Source organism: Pseudomonas oryzihabitans, assembly GCF_032027545.1.
Classification (GTDB): Bacteria; Pseudomonadota; Gammaproteobacteria; order Pseudomonadales; family Pseudomonadaceae; genus Chryseomonas; species Chryseomonas oryzihabitans_F.
Genome location: NZ_JAVSJB010000009.1, coordinates 12,063 through 36,008 on the forward strand (window position 1 = coordinate 12,063; position 23,946 = coordinate 36,008).

The 23,946-nt window shown below is 65.9% G+C and carries 16 protein-coding genes; all 16 read right to left on the reverse strand.

What is annotated here, in order from left to right:
- Positions 1-21: 21 nt before the first annotated feature.
- Complete coding sequence (locus tag RND78_RS16240; protein WP_312730251.1) at positions 22-1,515, reverse strand: aldehyde dehydrogenase; 1,494 nt, start codon at positions 1,513-1,515, stop codon at positions 22-24.
- Positions 1,516-1,618: 103 nt separating this feature from the next.
- Positions 1,619-2,230, reverse strand: coding sequence for a hypothetical protein (locus RND78_RS16245; protein ID WP_312730253.1), 612 nt, complete (start codon positions 2,228-2,230; stop codon positions 1,619-1,621).
- Between the two features lie 80 nt (positions 2,231-2,310).
- Complete coding sequence (gene pelG, locus RND78_RS16250) at positions 2,311-3,681, reverse strand: exopolysaccharide Pel transporter PelG (RefSeq protein ID WP_312730254.1); 1,371 nt, start codon at positions 3,679-3,681, stop codon at positions 2,311-2,313.
- Between the two features lies 1 nt (position 3,682).
- Positions 3,683-5,206, reverse strand: coding sequence for a GT4 family glycosyltransferase PelF (gene pelF / locus RND78_RS16255; protein ID WP_312730256.1), 1,524 nt, complete (start codon positions 5,204-5,206; stop codon positions 3,683-3,685).
- Positions 5,203-6,192: a HEAT repeat domain-containing protein gene (locus tag RND78_RS16260; RefSeq protein ID WP_312730258.1), complete on the reverse strand. Its 990-nt coding sequence runs from the start codon at positions 6,190-6,192 to the stop codon at positions 5,203-5,205. Before RND78_RS16260 ends, pelF begins: the two co-directional genes overlap by 4 nt.
- The gene (locus RND78_RS16265) at positions 6,170-7,543 is read right to left on the reverse strand and encodes a PelD GGDEF domain-containing protein (protein ID WP_312730259.1); all 1,374 of its coding nucleotides are present in this window, start codon (positions 7,541-7,543) and stop codon (positions 6,170-6,172) included. The genes RND78_RS16260 and RND78_RS16265 overlap by 23 nt, the downstream gene beginning before the upstream one ends.
- Complete coding sequence (locus RND78_RS16270) at positions 7,543-8,058, reverse strand: penicillin-binding protein activator LpoB (RefSeq protein WP_312730260.1); 516 nt, start codon at positions 8,056-8,058, stop codon at positions 7,543-7,545. Before RND78_RS16270 ends, RND78_RS16265 begins: the two co-directional genes overlap by 1 nt.
- Positions 8,059-8,080: 22 nt before the next feature.
- Positions 8,081-11,677, reverse strand: a complete 3,597-nt coding sequence (locus RND78_RS16275) for a tetratricopeptide repeat protein (protein ID WP_312730262.1) — start codon at positions 11,675-11,677, stop codon at positions 8,081-8,083.
- Positions 11,658-14,381, reverse strand: coding sequence for a bifunctional glycoside hydrolase 114/ polysaccharide deacetylase family protein (locus tag RND78_RS16280; RefSeq protein WP_312730512.1), 2,724 nt, complete (start codon positions 14,379-14,381; stop codon positions 11,658-11,660). Before RND78_RS16280 ends, RND78_RS16275 begins: the two co-directional genes overlap by 20 nt.
- Before the next feature lie 366 nt (positions 14,382-14,747).
- Positions 14,748-15,860 (reverse strand): polysaccharide biosynthesis/export family protein, encoded by a 1,113-nt coding sequence (locus RND78_RS16285; protein ID WP_059230458.1) that lies wholly within the window; start codon positions 15,858-15,860, stop codon positions 14,748-14,750.
- A 282-nt stretch (positions 15,861-16,142) separates the two neighbouring features.
- Entirely contained in the window at positions 16,143-17,177 is a 1,035-nt protein-coding gene (locus RND78_RS16290) for a glycoside hydrolase family 5 protein (RefSeq protein WP_312730513.1), read from the reverse strand.
- 27 nt (positions 17,178-17,204) lie between these two features.
- A complete protein-coding gene (locus tag RND78_RS16295; RefSeq protein ID WP_312730269.1) occupies positions 17,205-18,476 on the reverse strand; it encodes a flippase in 1,272 nt (423 codons plus the stop codon).
- Positions 18,477-18,546: 70 nt separating this feature from the next.
- Entirely contained in the window at positions 18,547-19,824 is a 1,278-nt protein-coding gene (locus RND78_RS16300; protein ID WP_312730271.1) for a hypothetical protein, read from the reverse strand.
- An 81-nt stretch (positions 19,825-19,905) separates the two neighbouring features.
- The gene (locus RND78_RS16305; protein ID WP_312730272.1) at positions 19,906-20,646 is read right to left on the reverse strand and encodes a WecB/TagA/CpsF family glycosyltransferase; all 741 of its coding nucleotides are present in this window, start codon (positions 20,644-20,646) and stop codon (positions 19,906-19,908) included.
- Positions 20,639-21,514: a glycosyltransferase family 2 protein gene (locus RND78_RS16310; RefSeq protein WP_059230462.1), complete on the reverse strand. Its 876-nt coding sequence runs from the start codon at positions 21,512-21,514 to the stop codon at positions 20,639-20,641. The genes RND78_RS16305 and RND78_RS16310 overlap by 8 nt, the downstream gene beginning before the upstream one ends.
- A gap of 204 nt (positions 21,515-21,718) precedes the next feature.
- Positions 21,719-23,932 (reverse strand): polysaccharide biosynthesis tyrosine autokinase, encoded by a 2,214-nt coding sequence (locus RND78_RS16315; protein WP_059230463.1) that lies wholly within the window; start codon positions 23,930-23,932, stop codon positions 21,719-21,721.
- Positions 23,933-23,946 lie beyond the last annotated feature (14 nt).

Consider the following 23,946-nt stretch of genomic DNA (forward strand, 5'->3'; position numbering starts at 1 on the left):
CCGGCTCATCCCGTCGGAGGTTTACAGCTTGATCCAGGTCGCCTTGAGCTCGGTGTACTTGTCGAAGGCGTGCAGGGACTTGTCGCGGCCGTTGCCGGACTGCTTGAAGCCGCCGAAGGGTGCGGTCATGTCGCCACCGTCGTACTGGTTGACCCAGACGCTGCCGGCGCGCAGGGCGCGGGCGGTCTGGTGGGCCTTGGAGATGTCGCGGGTCCAGACCGCGGCGGCCAGGCCGTAGGGAGTGTCGTTGGCGATCCGGATGGCTTCCTCGGCGGTGTCGAAGGTGATCACCGAGAGCACCGGACCGAAGATCTCTTCCTGGGCGATCTTCATGGCGTTGTTCACGCCGTCGAAGATGGTCGGCTCGACGTAGACGCCGCCGGTCTCTTCCAGGGTGCGCTTGCCGCCGGCGACCAGGGTCGCGCCTTCGGCATGGCCGGCCTCGATGTAGCGCAGCACGGTCTCCAGCTGGGTGGTGTCCACCAGGGCGCCGACGTTGGTTTCCGGGTCCAGGGCGTGGCCGGGCTTCCAGCCCTTGAGGGCTTCGATCACCAGCGGCAGAAACTGGTCCTTGATGGAGCGCTCCACCAGCAGGCGCGAGCCGGCGGTGCAGACCTCGCCCTGGTTGAAGGCGATGCCGCTGGCGGCGGCCGCGGCGGCGTCCTCGAGGTCGGGGGCGTCGGCGAAGACGATGTTGGGGCTCTTGCCGCCGGCCTCCAGCCACACCCGCTTCATGTTGGATTCGCCGGAGTAGGCCAGCAATTGCTTGGCGACCCGGGTGGAGCCGGTGAAGACGATGGTGTCGACGTCCGGGTGCAGGCCCAGGGCCTTGCCGACCTGGTGGCCGTAGCCCGGCAGCACGTTGAACACCCCGGCCGGGATGCCGGCCTGCTGGGCCAGCTGGGCGACGCGGATGGCGGTCAGCGGCGATTTCTCCGAGGGCTTGAGGACCACGGAGTTGCCGGTGGCCAGGGCCGGGCCGAGTTTCCAGCAGGCCATCATCAGCGGGAAGTTCCAGGGCACCACGGCGGCGACCACGCCGACCGGTTCGCGGGTGACCAGGCCAAGTTGGTCGTGCGGGGTGGGCGCGACCTCGTCGTAGAGCTTGTCGATGGCCTCGGCGCTCCAGCGGATGGCGTTGGCCGAGCCGGGCACGTCGATGGTGAAGGAGTCGGCGATGGGCTTGCCCATGTCGAGGGTTTCCAGCAGCGCCAGCTCTTCGGCATTGGCCAGCAGCAGGTCGGCGAAGCGGATCAGCACGCGCTTGCGCTGGGCCGGTGCCAGGTGCGCCCAGGTACCCTGCTGGAAGGCCGCGCGGGCGGCGGCGACGGCACGGTCGGCGTCGGCAGCGTCACAGCTGGCGACCTTGGCAAGGAAGCGCCCATCCACCGGGCTCAGGCAATCGAAGGTGGCGCCGGAGGCGGCGTCGACATAGGCGCCGTCGATGAAGGCGCGACCTTCCAGGGTGAGACCTTGGAAGCGCTGCTCCCACTCGGTGCGGCTGGGCATGCTCATGGGTGACTCCTCGCTAGTGGCGGTGAGCAGCCACCCTAAACCGGCCCGGAAGGGTTATCAATATATTTGACACTCGGCGGCCAAAGGCGCCGAAACGTGCGTTTTATCGAACGCTACGTTGCCGCTGGCGGCTGCGGGTCAGAGCTGCGTGCGGAGCGGCCAGCGGGGTGCGGCTCAGGCGTGGCTGGCAGCACTGGCGCGTCAGCCGGGGTTCGACGCTGGCATCCAGATCGTCGAGCCAGCCATCCACGGCGTCTTCCAGGGCGGCGACGGTCAACTGACCGAGCAGTTGATGGGCAATGAGATTGCCCAGACTGGGCGCGGCCGGGGCGCAGGTGGCGCCCCACCAGGCAGCGAATCTGTCCTGCAGGCCTTCGAGCAGGCGATGGACCCGATAGGCGGCGGCCAGCAGCGCCAGGCTGGCGGAGGGCGCCTGGGCCAGGGCGGCCGGGGCGAAACCCGCCAGGGCACGTTCGAGCACCTGCGCCAGGGGCGCTTCGAAGGCCACCGCCCGCGCCTGCAGCAGCAGCGCTTCGAGGGCGTCGGGCACCTTGTCGACATAGGCGCTGGCGAAGCGCTCCAGGGCTGGGCCGCGGCTGGCGCCGTCCTGGGTATTGCGCGCCGCCTGGTCGGCGAAGGTGCGGCTGGCCTCGCCACTGTCCCGGGCCCGCACCTGGGTAGTCTGGATCACGAGGCGCAAGGCGGCGGTATTCATGGCAGGGTCCTGCAGGGGTGAGCTGTGTTGGACGCCCCCGCGGGTATCGGGTCACACCGTTCGTCCGGTGCCGCCGGCCGTCAGTGCCGGAGCATGAAGGTGTCGTACTCCAGGTCGTCCAGCACCTGGTCCAGCCGGTGCAGGCCGAGCAGCACGCAACAGGCCAGGGAGACGGTGAAGCCGTAGCCGAAGAAGCTCGGGCCCAGCTCGATGCTGAGCAGGGTGAGCGCCAGGTTGAGGCCGAGGAACAGGGTGCAGAGCATCAGCACGGTGTCGCGTCGGTCGAGATAGAAGAAGACGTTGAGCAGCGCCATGAACACCACCTGGATGCTCACCCCCACCACATCGATGTAGAACAGCGGCAGGTAGTAGTGGGACATGCCCAGCCATTCCAGCAACTGCGGCGCCAACAGGAACACCAGCACCAGGGTCAGGCCCTGGACCTTGCAGATCTCCAGCAGGCCCTGGCGGATGGCCAGGATCATCTGCTCCTTGAGCTGGCCGATGTGCTGCAGCGTCTCGCCACCGCGCACGGCGTTGAACACCCGCTCGTACCATTCGGCGAAGTCGGTCTCGATACGCACCAGGAACACCGCCATGCCGGGGATGATGGCCAGGTAGGCGAGGAAGATCGGCAGGTCGTAGAGGATGGAGGCGCGCAGGGGGCCGATGACGGCGTCGGAGGTCGGTGGATTGAACCAGAAGATGAATTTGTCGACCCAGATACCCAGGTTGTAGAACAGCCCGGTGACCAGCAGGCTGACGAAGATCTGCTTGCGGTCGAGGAAGTCGAATGCCACCAGGCGGTCGGCCGGGTACTCGCGAATGATGTCGTAGAGGAACATGAACAGCAGGGCGGCATGCCCCAGCAGCAGGGCCATCAGCAGGCCGTTCATGCCGAGGAAGCGCAGCACGAAGGCGGCGGCGATCATGATGGCGTAGCCCAGCGTCATTACCACCAGGATGCGGTTGTAGGCCTTCATCCCGGACAGGAAGATGATCACCAGCCAGAGGTCGCAGAGGGTGACGAAGTTGGCCAGCACCAGCAGCCGGTAGGCGAAGGTTTGGTCGAACAGGGTGGCCAGCAGCACGAAGCCCAGGCCGCCGGCCACCAGGGTCACCAGCAGCAGGATACCCACCAGGTTGGGCAGGATGCTGGTCTGCTTCTCCTCGAACAGCCGGTCCGAGACGAAGCGGGTGAAATACAGCTGCAGGCCGCCGGTGAGGATCAGCGAGCTGGCCATGAGATAGGTCACCGTGACCAGGAACTGGCGGATCAGCACGCTGGGGGTGACGATGCCGGTGGCCAGCACGCCGATCAGCATCACGCTGATGATCGACAGCACCCAGGGGCCCGAGCTGATCAGGCCGGCGTAGACGTAGGCGCGCAGGGTGGCGGTGTAGGAGTCGCGCGCGAGGATCTTGCGCAGTTCGAAGCCGATGCCGGCCATGTCAGACGACCCTCCCGATGGCGTCCTGGTAGAGCTCGCGATAGCGTTCCAGCATCAGCGGCTCGGTGTAGTAGCGATTGACCCGGGCCAGCCCGGTGCGCTGGGCGGACTGCCAGCGGCCGGGGTTGCGCAGCAGGGCGAGGATGGCGCGGGCGGTGGCCTGGGGATCGGCGATGGCGACCACGCTGCCGCCGGTGCCCAGGGCGCGGTCCTCCGGCGTCGAGCCTTCGATGAGTTCGCGGCAGGAGCCGACGTCGCTGCTCACCACCGGCACGCCGGCGGCCCAGCCTTCGAGGATCACCAGCGGCTGGGCCTCGCTGATGGAGGTCAGCACCATGAGGCCGAGTTTGGGCAGGATGTCGCCGATCTTCTGGAAGCCGAGGAATTTCACCTTGCCGTCCAGGCCCAGGCTGGTGACCAGGCTGTGGCATTCGGCGGCGTATTCCTCGTCTTCGTCCTCCGGGCCGACCACCCAGGCCTCGGCCTCGGGCATGGCGCTGATCACCCCGCGCATGGCGCGGATGAAGGTCTTGACGTCCTTGATCGGCACTACCCGGCCCAGCAGCCCGACCACCGGCGGCACGCCCTCGGGGCGGCGCTCCAGGGCGTCCTGCCACTGGGTGAGGCTGATGCCGTTGGGAATCACCCGACAGCGTGCCGGATCGGCGCCGTCCTGGATCTGCCGGCGGCGGTTGCCGTCGTAGAGCGAGATGATCGGATCGGCGGCCTTGTAGGTGAGCAGGCCGATGCGCTCGAAGAAGCGGATCCACAGCCGGCGGATGTAGCTGACGTCCACGTCCAGCCCGGTACGCAGGGCCTCGTCCGGGCCTTCGGCGATCCACTTGGCCTGGGCCAGGTCGATCTTGCGCTCCTTGGTGTAGATGCCGTGCTCGCTGAGCAGGAAATTGCAGCCCCAGCGGCGCTGGAGGATGGCACCGAGCATGCCGGCGTAGCCGGTGGAGATGGAATGGATCATCCGCGGCCGCGGTAGGCGGCGGGCCGCTTCGGCCAGCATCAGCAGCGGTGCCTGCATGGCGCGCAGGGTCCAGAGATAGTCGACGAAGGAGGGATCGGTGCAGTAGCGCTCGTAGCCGTCGGTGATGGCCTCCCAGCTGGCGCGGCTGTACATGAAGTCTTCGAGGGTCACGCTGCCCTGGGCGAAGGCGTCCACCAGGGCGTCGCCCTGGGCGGCGCTGGGCTCGTCGGGGTGGTGCAGGAAGGCGTGCAGGTCACGCAGCAACTGCACCGGCGCCTGCCGCCGCGGACTCAGGGGGGCCGCCTTGGGCACCCAGGAGCCGGCGAGGAAGTGTTCCTCGATGTGCACTACGTTGGGCGGAATGGCGTAGTGGCGCTTCTCGTAGTTCTCGCGCTGGCCGCCGATGAAGAATACCGAGAAAGTCAGCTCCGGCAGGCCGAGGATCAGCTGGTTGACCCAGCTCGACACCCCGCCGCGCACATAGGGCCAGGTGCCCTCCAGCAGCAGGCAGACATCGGGGGTGACGGCGGCGGCGGGGACGTCTTTCATAACCAGTACTTCACCAGGGCGGCGAACGGTGGCCGCTTCTTCAGATCCGCCGGCAGGCTGTCGAGCAGCGCCGGGATGAGCGCGTAATCGCAGCGCAGAAAGGCGATCTCGGCGCGGAAGGGCGCCAGCTGGGCCGGCGGCACCCCGGCCGCCTCGGCGGCCTGGAAGAACTCCAGGGCCCGTTCCGGCTCGCCCTGTTCCAGGGCGATACGACCGGCCAGGATGCGCAGTTCTTCGTTCTCTTCGCCGGCCAGGGCCAGTTCGACGTGCTCGCGGGCCTGGCCGAGCACGTGGCGCAGCACGCTGCCCTGGGCCAGGCCTAGGTAGGCCAGCTCCCAGTAGCCGCGGGCCAGGGTGCCGTGCAGCGCGGGCTGGCGTTCCGCCGGGGTACTCGCCAATTCGCCGAGCTGGGTCTCGATGCGCTGGTTGATCTGGCTTTCCTGCTGGTCGAGCATCGAATAAGCGAGCAGCCGCACGTCGTCGGCCGGATCGCGCAGGGCCAGCTTGAGAATGGGGATGGCATCACGCCCCGGCATGCGGCGGGTGGCGAAGAGGGCGGTGAGGCGCTTGTCCGGGCTCGGTGCGTGGCGCAGCACGTCCTGTAGCCCGCCGTCGCTGAACAGCATCTCCTCCCGCCGCTCCAGGGGGCGGAACGGCAGGTTGGGCACGCTACGCGCCTCCCAGGCGATCTCGCGCTTCTTGCGCGGCACGTAGAGCGCCGGAAAGACCGCGGCGATCACGCCGGCCGCACCCACCAGCGGGATGAAGAACGCCAGGGCGAAGAGGAACAGCGGACTCCAGGGCAGCGGCCGCTGGTAGCGCCGGGGCAGCAGCAGCCAGGCACCGCCGGCCAGCAGGGCACTGCCCGCGGCGTGGGCCGTGGCGAAGGCCAGGGCTGCCGCTGCCACCGGCAGATTGGCGAACAGCAGCGCCCAGCTGCTGGCCTCGAAGGCGAAGGCGCCGCTAAACAGCCACTTGCTGTTCATGCAGGCCACACTCGTTGAACAGGAAGACGCGCAGCTCCTGGGCGCGGGTCTTGGGCAGCAGCTCGTGTTCGTGGCTGCGTACGCCGAGGCTTTCCAGGGTGCTGTCCTGGCCGTAGCGCTCCGCCAGCAGCTGGCGCAGGCGCCGGCGATAGCCTTCCAGACCATCGGAGGAGGTCAGCGGCAGCAGGACCAGCAGGCAGGCGTGGCCGGCCTGGTTGGTCAGGCGCAGCTGCAGGTCGAGACCGCGGCGACTGCCCTCCAGCAGGGCCAGGGCGCGCTCGCCACCGTCGGCCTCGGTCATCTCGAAGCAGAACAGGCAGGCGGGCAGGGCGTGCTGCTGGGCATCGCGCAGCGAACGCTTGAGATGCTGGGAGAATTGCTGGGCGTCGTCGTCGGCCAGGGCCAGCGCCTGGTGATCGCTCCCCAGCAGGTCGGCGATGTGGCCGGCCAGGATGGTCAGCAGGTTGAGGGTCCGCTCGTTGAAGGAGAAGAAGGGCATCTGCTCGATGGCGAGGATCGCCAGTAGCCGCTCTTCGGTATCCAGCAGGGGCACGCAGGCTTGCAGCGCCGAGTGCTGGGTTTCACCGCGTTCGAGCAGCGCCTGGCGGATGCTGAGGGTCTCGCCACGCTCCAGGGTCAGGCGCACCAGCAGGTCGTCGGGGTCGAGGCCGGGCATCTCGCCCTGGCTGGCCAAGGCGCGGCGATCCACCTGGCCAGCGCCCCCGACCCGGTACAATCCCGCCACCCGCAGCGAGCCGTACTGGGTCAGCAGGCCGACGATGGGCTCGGCCAGAGCCTGCAGGGCATCCTGCTCGCGGGGCACCTCGCGCAGCTGGCGGCGCAGGTCCAGCAGGGAGCTGCGCAGGCTGAGGTCGTTGCCGGCGACGCGCTGTTCCAGGCGATCGTGGGAGATGCGCAGCAGGTGGTGGGCGCGGGTGAATTCGTCCAGGCGCAGCTGGCGATAGTCGTTGGCCAGGTCCAGGCGTTCCAGGCGCCGATCCCAGATGTCACGGAACTCACCCACCAGCATGGCCGACAGCAGCACGCCGACGATGAAGGATGGCGGGATCTCCGCATAGGCCGGATAACCCTGCCGATGCAGGTAGAGCAGCGCCGCCACCAGCAGCGCGGCGCTCACCAGGCCGCGCATGAAGCCATAGCGCACGCCCATGAGGATGGGCGCGAACACCACCCAGGGAAAGGCCAGCTCCACCATCAAGGGATCATTGGGCACCAGCCAGAAGCCCAGGCCCAGGGCGGCCGCCGTGACCAGCAGGGTCTCCAGCCAGGACAGGCGGCCACTGGCGCGGGGCGCCAGGGTGAAGTCCTTGTGGACGGATTGCAGGGCCATCAGCGCAGCTGCAGCTCTTGGGCGGTGCCACGCAAGACCTTCTGCGCGGTAGCGGCCAGGCTCTCCCGCGACCAGCCGGAGCGGGCGCCGCTGTTGCTCCAGAGCACCTTGCCGCTGCCGGGATCCAGTACCTGCAGGGTCACGCCCACCGCGGGTTCGCCGTCCAGACCGTTCTTGTACTGCCATTCGTCGACGCTACCGGTGAGCACGTATTGCAGATTCTGCTGGCGAGCCCAGTCCAGGGCCGCACGCTGGCGGGCCTTCTCGTCGTCGGTGGGGTTGCCGGCCTGGCTGTCGTCGTAGACCTGGGGGTGCAGGCCACGCTCGCCGAGCACGCTGACCAGGATCTGTGCCGCGCGATCACCGGCCATGGGCGCCTGGGCATAGTTGGCCAAGGGCACCAGGCCCCAGCGGGCATCCCTGGGCAGCGCCTCGCTGCTGGGGCGGGTGAAGCTCGAGCAACCGGCCAGGAGCACGGTGGCGACACTGGCGACGAGCAGACGCGTGATGTTCATGAAATCTCTCCCTTGAAGCGGCCTAGCGACCGATTCTGTTGCTGTATTGAATGCCCAGGGTGCTGCCGGCCTGACCGCCGCTGCCCTGGGGGGCGGACTGGTAGCCGGCGGTGAACGCCAGTTCGTCGTCGCCGAGCACTGCCATGCCCAGGCCGACATTCAAACCGTAGTTGAATTCGCGTTCGGTCCACTGCCAGCCGACCAGGGTATCCACCAGCCAGGTGTACTGGGGCCGGGTACGGTTGAGCGAGCCGGGAATGCCGCGGCGCCAGCTGCTGCCGACGTAGAGCTGGCCGTAGCGGTCCTGCAGCAGCTGGGTACCACCCAGGGCTTGCAGGTCCGCGGCGGTGATCTCGCCGTTCTCGCCACTGCCGACCAGTGGCTGCAGGTAGCGGGTGACGCTGTCGGGCAGGGTGCTGCGTGCCTGGTTCTGCTGGTAGGTCACGCCGCTGCGCACCTGCCAGGTCGGGCCTTCGAAGAAGATCAGGTGGCTCAGTTCCAGGTTGAAGGCGAAACCGCTGCCCAGGTCGTCGCCGTCGCGGCTGGAATAGCGGTTGTGGGCGACCCGCCAGCTCAGTTGGTCACGCGGTGTGAGGTTGTGGCGCCCGGCCAGGCTCGCACTGTCACGCCGCCCCAGGGCGCGCAGGTAGCCGCTCTCGTCCGGTTGCCGGTGCCAGTCCAGGGCCGCCTCGATCTCGGTGTTGCCATCGATCCGCCAGGTGCGGGCGACGCCCAGGCCCAGGCGATTGCTGTCGCTGCGCTGGCTGGCGTCCACGGTGGTTTCCAGACCGCCGTCGGCCAGGTTCTTCAGCACCTTGAGCAGCATCTGGTGCTCGTTGCCCAGGGCATCGGACTTGAGGCCGTTGCTCTCCACACGATTCTGCTTGAGCTGGACATCGGCGTAGACATCGTCGCTCAGGCGGCGCGCCGCGCGCACTTCCGTGCCCTGCTCGACCAGGCCGCCATAGTCGCGCCGCTCCCAACCGGCCTGGACGCCATTGGGGGTGCGCTCGGCCTGCTCGGTGGCCTGGCGCAGCAACTGCCGCTGGATGACCTCCGGTGGCTCGTCACCGGCCGCCGCCAGCGCCGCCGCCTGGGCATCGCCGGCATGGCCGAGACGTTGCAGCACCTCGACCCGCTGCGCCGGGTCCAGGTCACCCGCGGCCAGCAGTTTTTCCAGTTCGCCGCGATTCTGCCGGCGCAGGATCTCCTGCAACTGCTCGTACTGGCGAATCTTCAGGCCACGACTCTTGGCCCAGGCCAGCCATTCGCCCTTGAGGCCATCGTCGTTGTTCTGGCTGAGGGCATCGAGCCACTGATCGAACCACAGCTGCAGCATGCTCGGGGTACCGTCCTGCCAGGCACGGGCCTGGGCCAGTGCCGCCTGTGGGCCGCGCAGACTGCTCAGCAGGCGCAGGTAGGTGGCATAGCGCTCGGGCGTGGCGGGCATCTCATCGCTCGCGAGATGCGGAGTGACCACCTTGCGCAGGCGCAGCGCGGCGTCCTGGTGACCGGCGGCGTCCAGGGCATCGGCGTAGGCGGCCTGCACCAGCCAGTCCTGGGGATGGGCCTCCAGGTAGCGGCGATACCAGGCGAGTGCCTCCTCGGCTTGGCCCAGCAGCACCAGACCACTGCCGACGGGTAGCCAGAGCACGTCGCTGTCGCGGGCGCGACCCTTCCAGTCACGCAGCAGGGTGGCCAGCTCGACCTGGCGATTCTGATCGATGAGCAGCCACAGCAATCGCTCGCGGAATCTGTCGTCGTCCGGGAAGCGCTCCAGGGCCTGGCGATAGCCGGCTTCCGCCTGACTGACGCGGCCGCGTTGGAAGTCGAGCCCGGCGCGGGCCAGCCAGACCGCGGGATTGTCGGCCGAGGCCGGTTCGCGAGCGGCGCTGGCCAGCAGGCGCTCCAGGGCGGCACCGTCCTTGAGTTGCTCGGCCCACTGCAGGGCCTGGGTCAGGCGCTCTTGGTCCTTGCGTTTTTCCCAGCTCTTTTCCAGCAGTACCAGGGCCTTGCGGGGCGCCGTGCGCTGGTAGATTTCCAGCAGCCGGTCCTCGTCCGCATCATTGAGCCCCTTGCTGCCGCTCGCCAGGCGCTCGAAGGCCAGCTGGGCATCGCTGTCGCGCTCCAGCTCCCAGGCCAGTTCCGCGCGTAGGCGCCAGAAGTCGTCGCTCTGGCGCTGCTTGGCCGGTACCCGTTCGAGCACCGCCCAGGCTTCTTCCGGCTTGAACAGCGTCCACAGGGCGTTGGCCCAGGCCAGGTACTCTTCGAGGGTCAGCGGGAAGCGCTTGCCGAAGGCGGCCCAGCCCTCGGCAGTGGCCTCGCCCTGCTCGGTGCGGGCCAGCAATTGCTGCAGCCGCTCCCAGGCCAGGCGCTGCTTTGGCTGACGCTTGAGGTAGCCGCGCAGCCAGCGCTCCTCGGCGGCGGGATCACCCAGGGATTCGTAGGCGAAGATGAGCGAATCCAGTTCGATCTTGTCCAGCTGGCGCTGCTGGGAGGCACCGCCCAGCAGCTCCACCACGGCATCGAAACGGAACGCCCGGGCGGCCAGCTTCCAGGCATGGTCGCGGTGGGCGGGATCGTCGTGGCGGGCGAGCAGACGCAGCCAGAGGTCGAGGGCTTCGTCGACGTGCTCGGTCCATTCGCCGAGCTGCGCCACTTGGGCCAGCAACTCGTCGTCGTCCGGGCGCAGGGCCAGCAGTTGCTGGCCTTCGGTCCAGGCGGTCTGGGTATCACCCCGGGCCAGGGCCAGGCGATAGGCGGCTTCCAGGGCGGCCGGATCGTCTGGTTGCCAGGCCCGCCATTGCTCGATGAGCCGTTGCGCCAGGTCCAGGCGGCCACTGCCCTGGGCCGCGGCGACCCCGGCCTGTAGCCAGGCCAGGCCACCGGCGTCGGGTTGCAGGCGAGGCAGTTCCTGCTCCAGCAGGGCCGCGGCCTCGTCACCCTTGCCGGCGGCCAGCCAGGCGTCGAAGGCCTGGTGCCGGTAGCCCTGGTGCTGCTCGGCCGAACCGCTGAGGTCGGCCAGGCGCAGATAGAGACGCGCCGCCTCCTGTTGCCGACCCCCGGCCAGGCTCCAGCGCGCCGCCTCTTCCAGCCATTGCCGGCGGCGCGGCGGATCGCGCCGGGCCAGCTCGACGTAACGCTGTGCGGCGGTGGCCGGGTCGCCCAGCTGCAGGGCGCGCTCGGCCACCCGCTGCAACTGGGGTGTGCTCAGGCTCGCCACGTCCAGGGCACTCAGGCGCTGCGCCAGGCGTTCGCGATCGGCATCGGCCAGGCCCGCTGGGCGGGCCTCCGCCTGCAGGATGTCCAGTTCCAGGGCATAGAAGGGCGTCGACGCCAGGGCGCGCGGCAGCAGCTCCAGCTGGTGCCGTGCCTCCTCGACCCGGCCCAGGGCGATCAATTGGTCGATCAGCTTCATGCGCAGCGCCGTGTCCTCGGGCGTCGCCTTGAGCAGCACCTGGGCATAGCTGATGGAAACCTGATCCGCCGGCTCTTCGCCGGGCATGAAGACGTCCTTGCCGTGGAAGGTCAGCACCAGCACCAGGGCGGTGATGAGCGTGATCCACAGCAGGGTCCAGCCACTCAGCAGACGGGTTTTTTTAGCTGCAGACGATCTCACCGTCACTCACCCGTGTCAGCGGAAGTTTGAACGTCCAGAGTCCTGCCGCTCCCGGCTGGCCCCTGTAGCGTTCACGGCCGACCCGCACTTCGCAGGCCGAGGCTGCCCGGACGGTCATCTCCAGGGGAAACTGACCGGCGAAGGCGAAGCGGATGCGCGTCGGCGAGAGGTACTCCCACTGCAGCAGCGGGATATTGGCTTCTTCGAGGGCGGGCGTGGTGTCGCGGCTGTCGCGCAACACCAGCAGGGCCTGATCCCCGGCCAGGTGGACGTAGCGCCCCTGGGGCAGGTCGCGCACGCCAGCGATACCCTTCGAACGCTGCAGGTCCGGCCAGCCCAGGCGTGGGTCCAGGCGCAGGGTGCGCAGGCCGTCGAGGGCCTTGATCGTCCAGCTGCCGTCCGCCCGCTGCGCCAGGCTGGCGGTATAGAAACCGTGCAGGCGCGCCAGGTAGTCGCTCATCCACAGCGACAGCGGCCGTTCGGCGGCCATGCTCTGGTAGATCTCGTCCATGGTCTTGAGCGAGGCCTGCTTGGTGGCCGAATAGAAGTGATAGTAGAGGTGCAGGCCGCGCAGCCGGCGCGGGTGCTCGGTGCGCTCGAAGGTGTAGAGCAGGTCGCGGAAGCCGTAGTAGGGCCCACGCCAGAGATTGGTGTAGACGTTCTCGTTGATGATGGGTGCGTAGTACTGCAGGCCGCCCGGGGTCGGCCGGATGTACGGGTAGAGTCCGCTCACCGAGGGCTGCGAGCGGGTGATGTGGGAATTGCCGCCGTTCACGTTGAGCAGGCCGTTGTCGTAGGCGAGCTTGAGGGTAGCGGCATCGGGCTGGGCGTCACCGGACCAGAAGATCAGCTTCACCGGCTTCTGCGGGGTGGTCAGCCGCTCGTTGATGTAGCGTGTCGAGCCGACCACCTCCCGGGTGTAGTCCACCTTGTCGTAGCCGGGAATCTGCATCATGTAGCCGTACTGGGCTTCGAAGTTCTCGCTCTGCGCGGACACCGCCGGCTGCCAGAAGAACGGATGGCTGAAGGTGTGGGTGGCCACCTCCACCTTGGGATCGGCGAACAGGCGGCGGGCGATGGGTTCGAGCTGGGCGGTGAGTTCGGGATAGCGGCCCTTGGGACCGATCTCGCCTTCGATGATCGAGGCCGAGGTCAGGAAGGGATGCGGCTGGATGAAATGCTCCAGCACCATCTGGCCGGCATAGGGTGCGCCAGGCACCTCGGCCTTGGAGACGAAGGCGTCGCCATCGATGTGCACCGTGGCGATGCGCCGACCGTTCTCGGTGGTCGGATCGGGCACCGGCAGCGGCGGCAGGTGCAGCGCCCGGGCGGTGAAGGCGAAAGGATCGATGATCCAGCGACTGGCCTCGGGGCCGTCTTCCATCAGGTGCGGACTGAAGGCGAAGCCGCCCCAGTTGGCCATGCCTACGGGCACGTAGCGGGCACCCTGACCCTCCAGGGAAATCACCGGCGCCGGACCGTCCGGCAGGACCTGTACGCTGGGCATGCCACGGGTGCGCAGCTTGGCCGGTGCCTCGAAGCTGCCGGCAAGCGCCTGGTCGTGCACCTTGAGCGCCAGGCCTTCTGGCAGCGGCTGGCGGCTGACGCTCAACCCCAGGCGTTTGAGCAGGGCTTCGTTGTCCAGCGGCAGGCCGCCGAGCAACAGCAGGGGGGTCCGTTCGTCCAGGCGCTGGCCGATCCAGTCGTCGAAGGCGCGTGAATTGGGTGGTGCACCACTGGTCATCCACATCACCACGCCGGCGTAGAGCGCGCTGGGCCAGGCGTCGGGCAGGGGTTTGGACGCATCGAAGTAGTCCAGGCGATAGCCCTGGTACTCCAGTACGCTGCCCAGGAAACGATGCACCGCCGACTGGCGCAGGGCACCTTCGCGACCGTCGTAGAGCAGGGCCAGCCGTCGCGGCTGCAGGTGCACCGAACTGATGCCCAGGGTGTTGAGGTCCGGGGTGGTGATATAGGGCACATAGCCCTCGTCACGCAATCGCTTGGCCAGTCGCTCGGCCTCTTCCCGCCGCTCCGGCGGCAGGTATTCGATGGCGATCACCGGGATGCCGGCGCTACGGGCGGCGTCGATCCGCGGCTTCAGCCATTCGCGATCCTGCTCGCTGACCGGTCGGTAGCTCTTCTTGCCGGCGTCCCAGCCGGCATAGATGGATTCCACTGCCATGGCCGCGGCCACGCCCGGCAGCTCCGGCTGTACCTCGAAGCCGCGGTTGAAGAACAGCTTGAGCGACGGCTGACGGCGATGCAGCTCGGCGAGCAGGCTCTTGAGCGCCAGGCGCTGGCTTTCGCGCTGGTCCTGTGCCACCAGTTGGAAGCTGTCGAGGGTATCGAGGAAGAGGCCGGTGTAGCCGGCCTTGGCCAGCTCTGCGGCACGCTCGAGCAGATGCCGGCGCCACACCGGCGACGCCAGGTCCATCACCTGGCTGCCCCAGGCCTTGTTGGCCACCGGGCTGGCGCCGTCGCTCAGACCGGCCTTTGCCAAGGCGGTCGCATCACCGGCGAATTCGCCGATGGACAGGTAGGCGAAGGGTTCGGCGCCGGCCTGGCGCAGGCTGCGCACGGCGGCGGCATCGGCATGTCCGGGTTCGAGGACCACCCAGTCGAACTGGGCCAGTTCGGCGATGGGCGGCTTTTCGGCGTACCAGAAGGCGACGCTGGCCGGAGCGGCCAAGGCTGTCCCCATGAAGGACAGATAGCCAAATAGCCAGACCGTCAGCTTGTGCCACCAGCCGGGGCGGACGTTCGTTCTTGTTGCCTTGCCTGACGCCACACCCTGTCCTTACCCGTAAACCTAGTCTCGGTATCAGGTTAGCTACATTACGCAAAAACGTGACGAAAAACTGTCGGCACCAGGCCGAGCGGCAACAATGGGAGGATCAATAGGTATCGAAATAAGTATTGGGCGACCGGCGAAGTCGTCTGGCTGGGGAGTTTCAGGGCCTGGACGACAGGACGGAGACGCAAGAGCGGAGAGAGGGAGGTAAAGCGGTAAGTCGGAGGAATGGCCGTCATGCACGGTCGTGACCGGCATGACGGCGAGCGAGCGCTGTTACTTGAAGCTGCTGTTCAGGTTGGCGCTGGTGGAGAGGATGTTGGTGGAGCCCAGCAGTTGGCTGACGAAGCGGTTCCAGCGGGTGATACCGGCCGGGCCGACGAACACCACATCCTGCGGCTGCAGGTGGAAGTTCTGCGCCAGCACGTAGGCGGTGGGGTTCTTCGCCGCCAGGTGGAAGACCTGGGCGGTGGCACCCGGTGCCTTCAGGTCTTCCGGACCGCGGATGACGTAGACGGCATCGGCGTTGGCGGTTTCCTGCTGGATGCCACCGGCCTGGCTCAGGGCCTCCATCAGGTTCAGGTTGGTGATCTTGTAGCTGACCGCGGCGGGCGAGCGGACTTCACCGACCACATAGACCTTGCGCGCATCGTTGTAGGGCAGGTGGATGCTGTCGCCGTCCTTCAGGTAGATGCCGTACAGCTTGGAATCCTTGCGGTTCAGGCTGTCGGTGTCCAGACGGTATTCCTTGCCGTCGCGCACCAGGGTCACGCCGGTCAGGTCGGCGCCGCCGGTGTTGGCCACGCCGACCTGGCCCAGGGCTTCCACCAGGGTGATGGGCTTGGTGGTCAGCGGGATGGCGTCGCCCTTGTTCACGGCGCCGGAGATGGTGACCTTCTGGCTACCGAACTTCAGCACGCTGACGTCGACCTGGGGATTGTCGATGAAGGTGGCCAGGCGGCGGGAGATGTCGGTACGGATCTCTTCCAGGGTCTTGCCGGCGGCGCGCACGGTGCCGACGTAGGGATAGAACAGGGTGCCATCCGGACGCACCAGGCGGCCGTTGGCTTCCAGCTGCTGCTGGGCCCCGGACGGAGCGGTCAGTTCCGGGTGATCCCAGACGGTGATGTAGAGCAGGTCGCTGGCACCGACGCGGTAGGCCTGGGGCTTGTAGTCCAGCAGGGGCTTGAGGTCGGTAGCCTTGGACAGGGTCGCGGAATCCTGGCTCATCAGCAGCGAGCTGGTGATCGGGATCAACTGGACCTTGGTGCCCTGGATGCTGGGATCGCTCTTCAGATCATCCTGATCCAGGTATTGGCCCGGGGAATAGGCGCAACCCTGAAGGACGATGCCGGACAGCAAGGCCAGAGCGGTAAATTTGGTTTTCATGTCATTCGTCCTTGATTGCTGATTGAGTGTGAGCAAGAGGAATAAAACGGTAGGCAGATGCAACGAGCCGGTTGTTCATGGGGTTCCTTCGCAAGACGGGGCGGCCCTGATGACGGGCCGGGTTCCATGCGGCGAGCATGTCTTGGACGCGAAATGACTCGAGGCTTCTGGCGTAGTTGTACGAGCTCTTGAGTCTGCTGGTCTGAGACTGGCCCTTAGCCATCGAGTTCAGCGCGCCGCGCACCGAAAAAGGTGATGCCGTTCGAAAACTGTCATATCTCCTTAACGCGGGCCTATGGCGGTGCATTCGTGCTGCTGCAGGTGTTTTTCCAGCAGGGCCACCTGCGGCTTCTCCGCGCCGTTCTTCGGCTCGATGGCCAGCGGGTAGTCACCCCAGCCGGGGCCTGCAGCCCAATAGCTGCTGGGAATGCACTGCTCGCCCAGATAGGTCAGCAGATTGTCCATGGCTTCCAGCCACTGCGGGTGGGCAGGTATCCCATATTCGCCAAGGTAGCCGCGCAAATTGTGCGCTTTCAGCCATTCGACGAAGGGCCGCACGCGTTCCACGCCGATCATGGGGTGCGCGCCCCGCATGCCGGTGGCGTAGTTGCCGCTGGAGTCCTCGTCGAAGTAGATGTGGGCTTCGTAGATCAGGTTGTCCGCCGGATCCTTGATCAGCAGGTTGCCGTTCACCTGGGGCCAGCGATGGGCTGCGGCCCAGCCGTCACCCTCGACGAAGATCGGCGTCTGCCTGTCCACGGTGCGGATGCTGTCCACTGCCGTCTGCGCGGCTTGGGGCCAGAGACCCTGGGTATCGTGGGGCTCGTTCATGATGTCGTAGCCGTACAGCGCCGGATGCTTCTGGAAGGTAGTCGCCAGACGCTTCCAGACATCGGCGTAGCTGGCGTAGGGCACCTGCGGCGAGCCGATCAGCTGGCCGCGATAGCGGGCGTAGTTGTGCAGGTCCAGGATCACCTGCATCTTGTACTTCTGGGCGAAGTCCAGGGTGCGGGTGAGCAGGGCGATCTGCTCCTGGTCCAGCTCGCCACCGAGCTGCGGCTGTACCCGCTCCCAGAGGAAGGGGAAGCGGATGAAGCGGATGCCCTTGGCCGCGTAGCGCCGGAAGTAGTCCTCGGTGGGATAGAAGTAGTTGGTCCCTTCCACCCCTGGCAGCACCTGGCCGGCGAAGCCGGCCGCCGACATGTTGATACCGACGAGATCCACCCGGGTGGGCTTCTGCTCTGCCTGAGCCTTTCCATAAAGCGCCGCGGAAAGTAATGCGGTGGCCAGCAGGCCACAACCGATACGACGTTTCACTCGTGACACGGACAGCACCTCTACCATTCAAGGGCTCTGTTGATAAACCGGGGTCTGCGCCAGCGGCGCGGTACGGCGGGCGAAGTACTCCAGCGCCAGGTAGTCCACCGTGACGCGGATCGTCCAGGCGATGGCCGCGCCCATGATGGAGAAATGCTGGATGCAGATCACCAGCAGGCCGAGGTAGGGCAGCAGCTCGGCCAGGTGGATCATCGCCGTGGTCCGCGAATGCCCGCGGGCCTGGATCTTGGCGAAGGGAATCTGCGCCAGGGCGTTGAAGATGAAGCCCACCACCAGGATGCGCAGGATCTGCGCGGCATCGCCGCCGTATTCCGGACCCATCCACACCGTCATGATCCAGGGGGCCAGGATCAGGATCGGCAGCACCATCGCCAGGCTGATCAGCAACAGGCCCCAGAAGGCCTTGTTGGCCTGGCGCGCAGCGTCCGCCCCACTCTTGCTCAGCAGCGGGAACACCACCCGGGCGACGGCATTGGGGATGATCAACATCCGCGAGACCGCCTCGGCCGGCGCGGTATAGAAGGACACGCGCTGGGCACCGACCATGTGCGACAGCACGAAACGGTCGAAATAGACCATCAGCGGGCTGATGATGTTGCTCACCGTCATCCAGCTGCCGAAGCGGAGCAGCTCCTTGAACACCGCGACCTTGAAGGTACGAATGCCCTCGGGGAAGTCCTTGTACAGCGGCCAGTAGGCTAGCGCCATGGACAGGACCCGCGCCAGCACCAGGCCGATCACGGTGGCGGAAAAGCTCGGCTCGATCAGCACGGCGATCAGCGGCGCGATGGCCAGCAGGCTGTTGGAGACGGTACGCAGGATGTTGAATTCGCCGAAGCGCTCGTTGCCTTCCAGGTAGGCGAACCAGACCGTCGCCAGCAGGAAGGGCGGCACGCACAGGCTCAGCCAGCGGAAGCCGGCCACGGCGTTGTCGAAATGCTCGGGCGAGACGTGCAGCAGGCTCACCACCTTGCCCGCGCCGAACCAGAGCAGCAGGGTGGCCAGCAGGCTCAGGCCGATCACCGCACCGGTGGCGGTGCCCATCACCAGGCGATTGAGCGCCTTGTCGCCATGGTGCATGGCCACGGCGCGGATCACCGCGCGCGACAGGCCGGCATCGAAGAGCGTCGCATAGCCGACGACGGCGAAGGCCAGGGTGAAGAGGCCGAACTGCTCGACACCGAGCAGCCGCGACAGCACGCCCATGGTGGGCAGCGCGATGGCACTGGGAATGACGACACCCAGGATGTTCCAGGTGCTGTTTTTGATCATCGACATCGTTGCGGTGAAGACTCCAGAGGGCAACCCGGCGCGTGTCGGCTGACGCGAGCGCGGGTCGCGCGAGGGATCAGGCCGGGCGAGCCAAGGGGCTGCTCGGACGCGGGTAGGGGCTGCTGACGTACGTCTCCTGGACCGGGGCAGAGCTGTAGTGGTGCAGCGAGCGCATGGCCTGGATCACCAGCAGGTAGCAGATGGTGGCCTGGAGGTACTCGAAGAAACCGGCCAGTGGCCAGATCACCAGTTGCGCCAGGGTGGCGGTCACCACGAAACCGGTATCGCGGTGCAGCATCTTCGCCCAGCGATAGTAGAGGAACAGCGACACCGGGATGATGATGAAGGCCAGGAAGCCGAAGCGGAACAGGGTACCGAACACGCCGACGTCGGAGAGGAAGAAGTACTCGCCGAAGTAGGGGATGAAACCGTTGTTCCACATCAGCGACAGCGAGCCGCTGGGCAGCCAGTGGTTCTGGCTCAGGTGCGAGAAAATGTAGCCGATGGTCTGCTCGCGCACGCCGTCGGTAGGACCGTCCTGCACCGACTGGGCATAGAAGTCCAGGTTCAGCCCCAACACCTTCATCAGGTCCGGGAAGATGAAGAAGGGCGACAGCAGCAGCGCGGAGACGCAGATCCAGACGATCGACTTGCTCTTCAGGCAGAACACGGTGAACACCAGCGCCAGCACGATCAGCTGTCGGGTCTGGGTGGCGAATACCAGGGTCAGCAGGAACACCATGGCCAACACGATGTGGATGGTCTTGCTGCGCGCCGAGCCGTCGATGGGCGAGATGCCCTTGTTCCAGGTCTGGATGCAATAGAAATAGGCCAGGCACAGCGCCGGCGCACCGATGGAAGAACGGTCCGGGCGGTCGAAGGAGGACTGCTTGTCGCGCAGATCCGGCAGGACGCCGAACTTGAACATCCAGGCCAGGGTCGCCGCCACCAGGGCGGTGATCAGCAGGGCCTTCTCGAACTGGGACGCGCTCATGTTGCGCCCGAGGAACATCAGGGTGGCGAAGCCAAAGGCGAACAGGATGCGGCGCTCTTCGATCAGGCCGTAGAAGATCGGCTGCCCGTAGAACAGGAAGGAGAAGATCGCCGGCAGCCCGATGAACACCGCCGACGAATAGACGGCGTAGGTCATCAGGATCTTGAACTCGCGCTGCTGGGTACCGATGCTGGTCAGCAGGTAGAAGAAGGTGAAGGCCATGCAGATGGCCAGGTACAGCTCGTTCAGATAGAGGATGCCGACCGGGTTGTGCGGACTTTCGCCGAACACGTCCAGGTGCAGGATCAGCAACGGGATCAAGAGAACGAAGGAAACGGTACTTTTACTAAGAATGCTCATGGCTCTACCCATCCAGACGGGACCACCGGACAGGGCGTCCGGTGGTCATCTTCCTTGCTTGGAGTGCTGCGCGGCAGCACCTCAGGTACGTCGACTGCTGCGTTCCTTGAGATAGATAGGCAGGATGCTCAGGGCGTCGTGGACATAGCGCTTGGCCAGTCGCTTGGGCTCCGAGCACATCCGGTGCAGCCACTCCAGCTTCGCCTTCTGCATCCATTGGGGTGCCCGCTTCACGGTGCCCACGGCGAACAGGATGGACGCCCCGATGCACAGGCCCACGCCGGTGCGCTGGCTGCTGTCGATCTGCCGCGCCAGCTTCTCCTGCCGCGGTGCACCCACGGCGTAGAGGATGAACTCGGAAGGGTTCTGCATCACGAAGTCGACGCATTTCTGCGTCTCCACTGGATCGTTGATGAAACCCATCGGCGGGTTGTAGTGCGCCAGCTGCATGTGCGGGTACATCCGCCGCAGCTTGCCTACGTCGGTTTCGCTGGCGCCGATCAGCACCACCGACAGCCGTTGGTCGTTGGCCTTGCGCAGGATACTCAGGGTCAGGTCGCTACCGGTGATGACCTCGGGTACCGCGACGCCCAGCGACCTGAGGATGGGCAGCAGGATGCGGCTGTCGCAGATGCGCTTGCCGGCACGCCGGTAGGACTCGCGCATGTCCGCGTTGCTCTGCAGCTGTACGACGTGGTCGATGTTCGGCGTGACGATGTAGCTGTACGGCCGGTGGATGTCCTGGTCGATGGCGCTGAGCAGTTCTTCCTTGGTACCGGTGAAGAAATCGATACCGAAGGCTTGGGTGCGTAGGTCAGACATGCATCGTCGCTCCCTTGAAGGCGCCCTTGACACCGGACCAGGCCAGTTTCGGATTCTTGAATTCCTTGAGCACGGTGATGCCCGACAGCAGTACCGCGGATACCAGCGCGTAGGAGGTACCGTGGAACTTGCGGTTGAAGCGCGTCGCCGCACGATTGCGGAAGTAGTGATAGAAGGCGCTGCGCCCGCCGGAACTCATGGAACCGTAGTGGTAGAGGTGGCTCTCGCTGCAGACCTTGAGCACCACGCCCTTGCGCTTGGCCTGGTGCTGCCAGTCCACTTCCTCGGAGTACATGAAGTACGCCTCGTCCATGAAGCCGATCTCGGTGAGCAGACTCGCGCAGAACGCCATGCTGCAGCCCATGATGTAGTCGGGCTCGCGTTCCAGCTTGGCGATGTCGGTCACGGCGATGTCCTTGCCGAGCAGCTTGGACTTGCCCAGCAGCGGATAGAGGATGCCGCCGCCATAGCATTCCAGCCGCCCGGTCTGGGAGCTCAGGATCACCGAGCCGACGATGCTCCTGGGCGCACGCTGCAGTTCGTCCAGCAGCGGGGCGAAGGCATCGTCCTTGACGTAGGCGTCGTTGTTCACCACCCAGAAATACTTGACCGGGAGGTTGTCCAGCGCCCAGCGCATTCCGTAGTTGTTGCCACCGGCATAGCCATCGTTGCGCGGGCTGGCGAGAACGGTGACCTGGCTCAGGCCATTGTCGGCTTGCCAGCGCTGCAGGACATCGATGGAGCCATCCTGGGAGTCGTTGTCCACCACGACCGTGTGGTCGATGGAAGGACACTGCTTGAGGATGCTCTCCACGCAACTGATGGTTTCGTTGGGTGCCTTGTAGTTGAGCACCATGACTACGTTCATTGGCGTGTTCCTATTCTTCAGAATCATCAATCCGGTACAGCGTCGAGATGCAAGGCTGCCAAGCGTGGCCGGGTCCCAGGTAGAACCCTTCGAAGTCGCTGTGTGAGGTAGTTTCTTGTCGTTCGATGCGCGTGCACGAATACAGCCGCGATCCCTGAAGGGATGGGCTGGACGGCGCAGGCGCCATCCAGCCGGGGTGTTTCCTCAGCTCTTACCCTGCTCGTAGGAGTAGTGATAGTTGCCGTAGGAGCCATAGTTGCTGGCCTTGCGTTCCACGGCGTTGAAGATCACCCCCTTGAGCGGAATGCCGTTGAGGTCGAAGCGGCGCTTGGTCGCTTCCAGTTCCTTGACGCTGTTCACGCCGAAGCGGGCGACGATCAGGCTGGTACCGGCGTGGCTGCCGATGATGCCGGCCTCGGTCACCGCCAGGATTGGCGGGGTATCGATGATCACGATGTCGTACAGCTCGCTGAACTTCTTCAGCACCGTGGTGAATCTCAGGCTCATCAGCAGTTCCGACGGGTTCGGCGGGAACTGGCCGCAGGAGACGAAATCCAGGCTGCCGACTTCGGTCTTCTTGATGGCGTCGTTCAGCGCGATGCGACCGCTGAGCAGATCGGACAGGCCGTCCTGCTGCTTGGTGTTCATCAGCTTGTGCAGATAGCCCTTGCGCATGTCACCGTCGATCAGCAGCACGCGCTGGCCGGACTCGGCGATCACCGCGGCGAGGTTCGAGGACACGAAGGACTTGCCGACGCCCGGGCTCGGACCGGAGATCATCAGGATGTTGTTCTTCGCCTCGATCATCGCGAAGTGCAGGCTGGTACGCAGGCTGCGCAGCGCCTCGGTGCTCAGGTCGGTGGGGTGGGTGATGGCAGTCAGCGAGGATTCGCCCGGCTTCTTGGTACCCAGCACCTTGGTGGTGTCCGCCTGGTTCTTGCTGTAGGGGATCGAGGCGTAGACCGGCAGGCCGATCTGCTCGATGGCTTCCGGGGTCTCGACACCGCGACGCAGGGTATGGCGTGTGTAGACGATGGCCAGGCCGACGATGCCGCCCAGGATGATGGCGACGGCGATGATCAGCGGCTTGTTCGGGGCGGACGGATCGTCGACGTTGGCGTTGGCGTTGTCGATGATGCGGACGCTACCCACGGTACCGGCGCGAATGACTTCCAGTTCCTGGGCCTTGTTCAGCATCAGCGCATAGGTCTGGCCGGTCACTTCGATGTCGCGGTTCAGGCGCAGCAGTTCCTGTTGGGTTTCCGGCAGCACTTCGACGCGCTTCTGCAGCTTGGCGCGCTCGGCCTGCAGCTGGCCCAGCTGGCTCATCAGCGCCTGGTAGGCCGGATGCTGACGGGTGAACTTGCGGTCCATCTCGGTACGCTTGAGGTTCAGCTCGGAGATCTGGTTGTCCAGGGCCACGGTCTGTTCCAGGACGCCCTTGGTCTCGCTGTCGATGTCCACCGACTTCTTGTTGGTCTGGTAGTAGTTCAGCGCGGACTGGGCCTTCTCCAGGTCACTCTTGACCACAGGGATCTGGGCGCGCAGGAATTCCAGGCTCTGGGTGGACTCGGCGGCGTTGCGGTCGATGTTCTGCTGAACGTAGATGTCCGCCACTTCCTGCACGATGGCCTGGGCCTTCAGCGGATCGGGGTCCTGCAGACCGACACCGATGATGCCCGACATCTTGCCGCGCTCACCGGCGACGATGCGGCCCTGGTATTCCTGGATGGTCTTGGAGAAGCGCTTCTTCATGATGGTGAATTCGGTGCCCGGGCGAGCCTGCAGCGTGGTCACCTTGATCTGGTAACCGGCATTGCTCACCGGCTGGCCGAGGCCACCGTGCAGCACCACTTCGTCATCGGCATTGAAGACGGTGAAGTTCTGGTTGTCCTCGACCTTCAGCTTCATCGGCTTGTCGAGGTTGCTGTCAGGCACTTCCAACTGGTCGATGACCAGTTTCTCGCCACCCCAGGCGAAGCTGTTCAGGCCCAGCAAGGGGGAGGCGACGTCGGTGTCGTTCTGCGGATCGAAGCGACGAGCGACGAAGTTGCCGATGATGGGGAAATAGCGCGGCTTGACCTCGATATCCAGCTTGAGGTTCTCGATGGCCTTGCCGATCACCGAGCGCGACTTCAGCAGCTCGATCTCGGTCACGGCTTCGGGCATGGGCGGTGGCATGCCGGAGGTCTGGTCAGTCAGGCGGGTAACGCCCTTCTTTTCCATTTCGATCTGGATCATGGCATTCGACGAGTACATCGGCGTGGCCAGCACGGCATAGCCGATACCCAGGGCCGCGAAAATACCGATTACCGACAGTAGTTGCCATTTGTAATCGATGAGCATGCCGAAGAGTGCGGAGAAGTTGATGTCCGACTCGTTCTTAAGTTCGGGAGTAAAGCGAGGCATCGTGGTCATGAAATTCCTTCTTC

Bases quoted from the DNA above. Each gene is read 5' to 3' on its own strand.
- RND78_RS16240 (WP_312730251.1), bottom strand. From the start codon at position 1,515: ATGAGCATGCCCAGCCGCACCGAGTGGGAGCAGCGCTTCCAAGGTCTC.
- RND78_RS16245 (WP_312730253.1), bottom strand. From the start codon at position 2,230: ATGAATACCGCCGCCTTGCGCCTCGTGATCCAGACTACCCAGGTGCGG.
- pelG (WP_312730254.1), bottom strand. From the start codon at position 3,681: ATGGCCGGCATCGGCTTCGAACTGCGCAAGATCCTCGCGCGCGACTCC.
- pelF (WP_312730256.1), bottom strand. From the start codon at position 5,206: ATGAAAGACGTCCCCGCCGCCGCCGTCACCCCCGATGTCTGCCTGCTG.
- RND78_RS16260 (WP_312730258.1), bottom strand. From the start codon at position 6,192: ATGAACAGCAAGTGGCTGTTTAGCGGCGCCTTCGCCTTCGAGGCCAGC.
- RND78_RS16265 (WP_312730259.1), bottom strand. From the start codon at position 7,543: ATGGCCCTGCAATCCGTCCACAAGGACTTCACCCTGGCGCCCCGCGCC.
- RND78_RS16270 (WP_312730260.1), bottom strand. From the start codon at position 8,058: ATGAACATCACGCGTCTGCTCGTCGCCAGTGTCGCCACCGTGCTCCTG.
- RND78_RS16280 (WP_312730512.1), bottom strand. From the start codon at position 14,381: ATGGGGACAGCCTTGGCCGCTCCGGCCAGCGTCGCCTTCTGGTACGCC.
- RND78_RS16285 (WP_059230458.1), bottom strand. From the start codon at position 15,860: ATGAAAACCAAATTTACCGCTCTGGCCTTGCTGTCCGGCATCGTCCTT.
- RND78_RS16295 (WP_312730269.1), bottom strand. From the start codon at position 18,476: ATGTCGATGATCAAAAACAGCACCTGGAACATCCTGGGTGTCGTCATT.
- RND78_RS16300 (WP_312730271.1), bottom strand. From the start codon at position 19,824: ATGAGCATTCTTAGTAAAAGTACCGTTTCCTTCGTTCTCTTGATCCCG.
- RND78_RS16305 (WP_312730272.1), bottom strand. From the start codon at position 20,646: ATGTCTGACCTACGCACCCAAGCCTTCGGTATCGATTTCTTCACCGGT.
- RND78_RS16310 (WP_059230462.1), bottom strand. From the start codon at position 21,514: ATGAACGTAGTCATGGTGCTCAACTACAAGGCACCCAACGAAACCATC.
- RND78_RS16315 (WP_059230463.1), bottom strand. From the start codon at position 23,932: ATGACCACGATGCCTCGCTTTACTCCCGAACTTAAGAACGAGTCGGAC.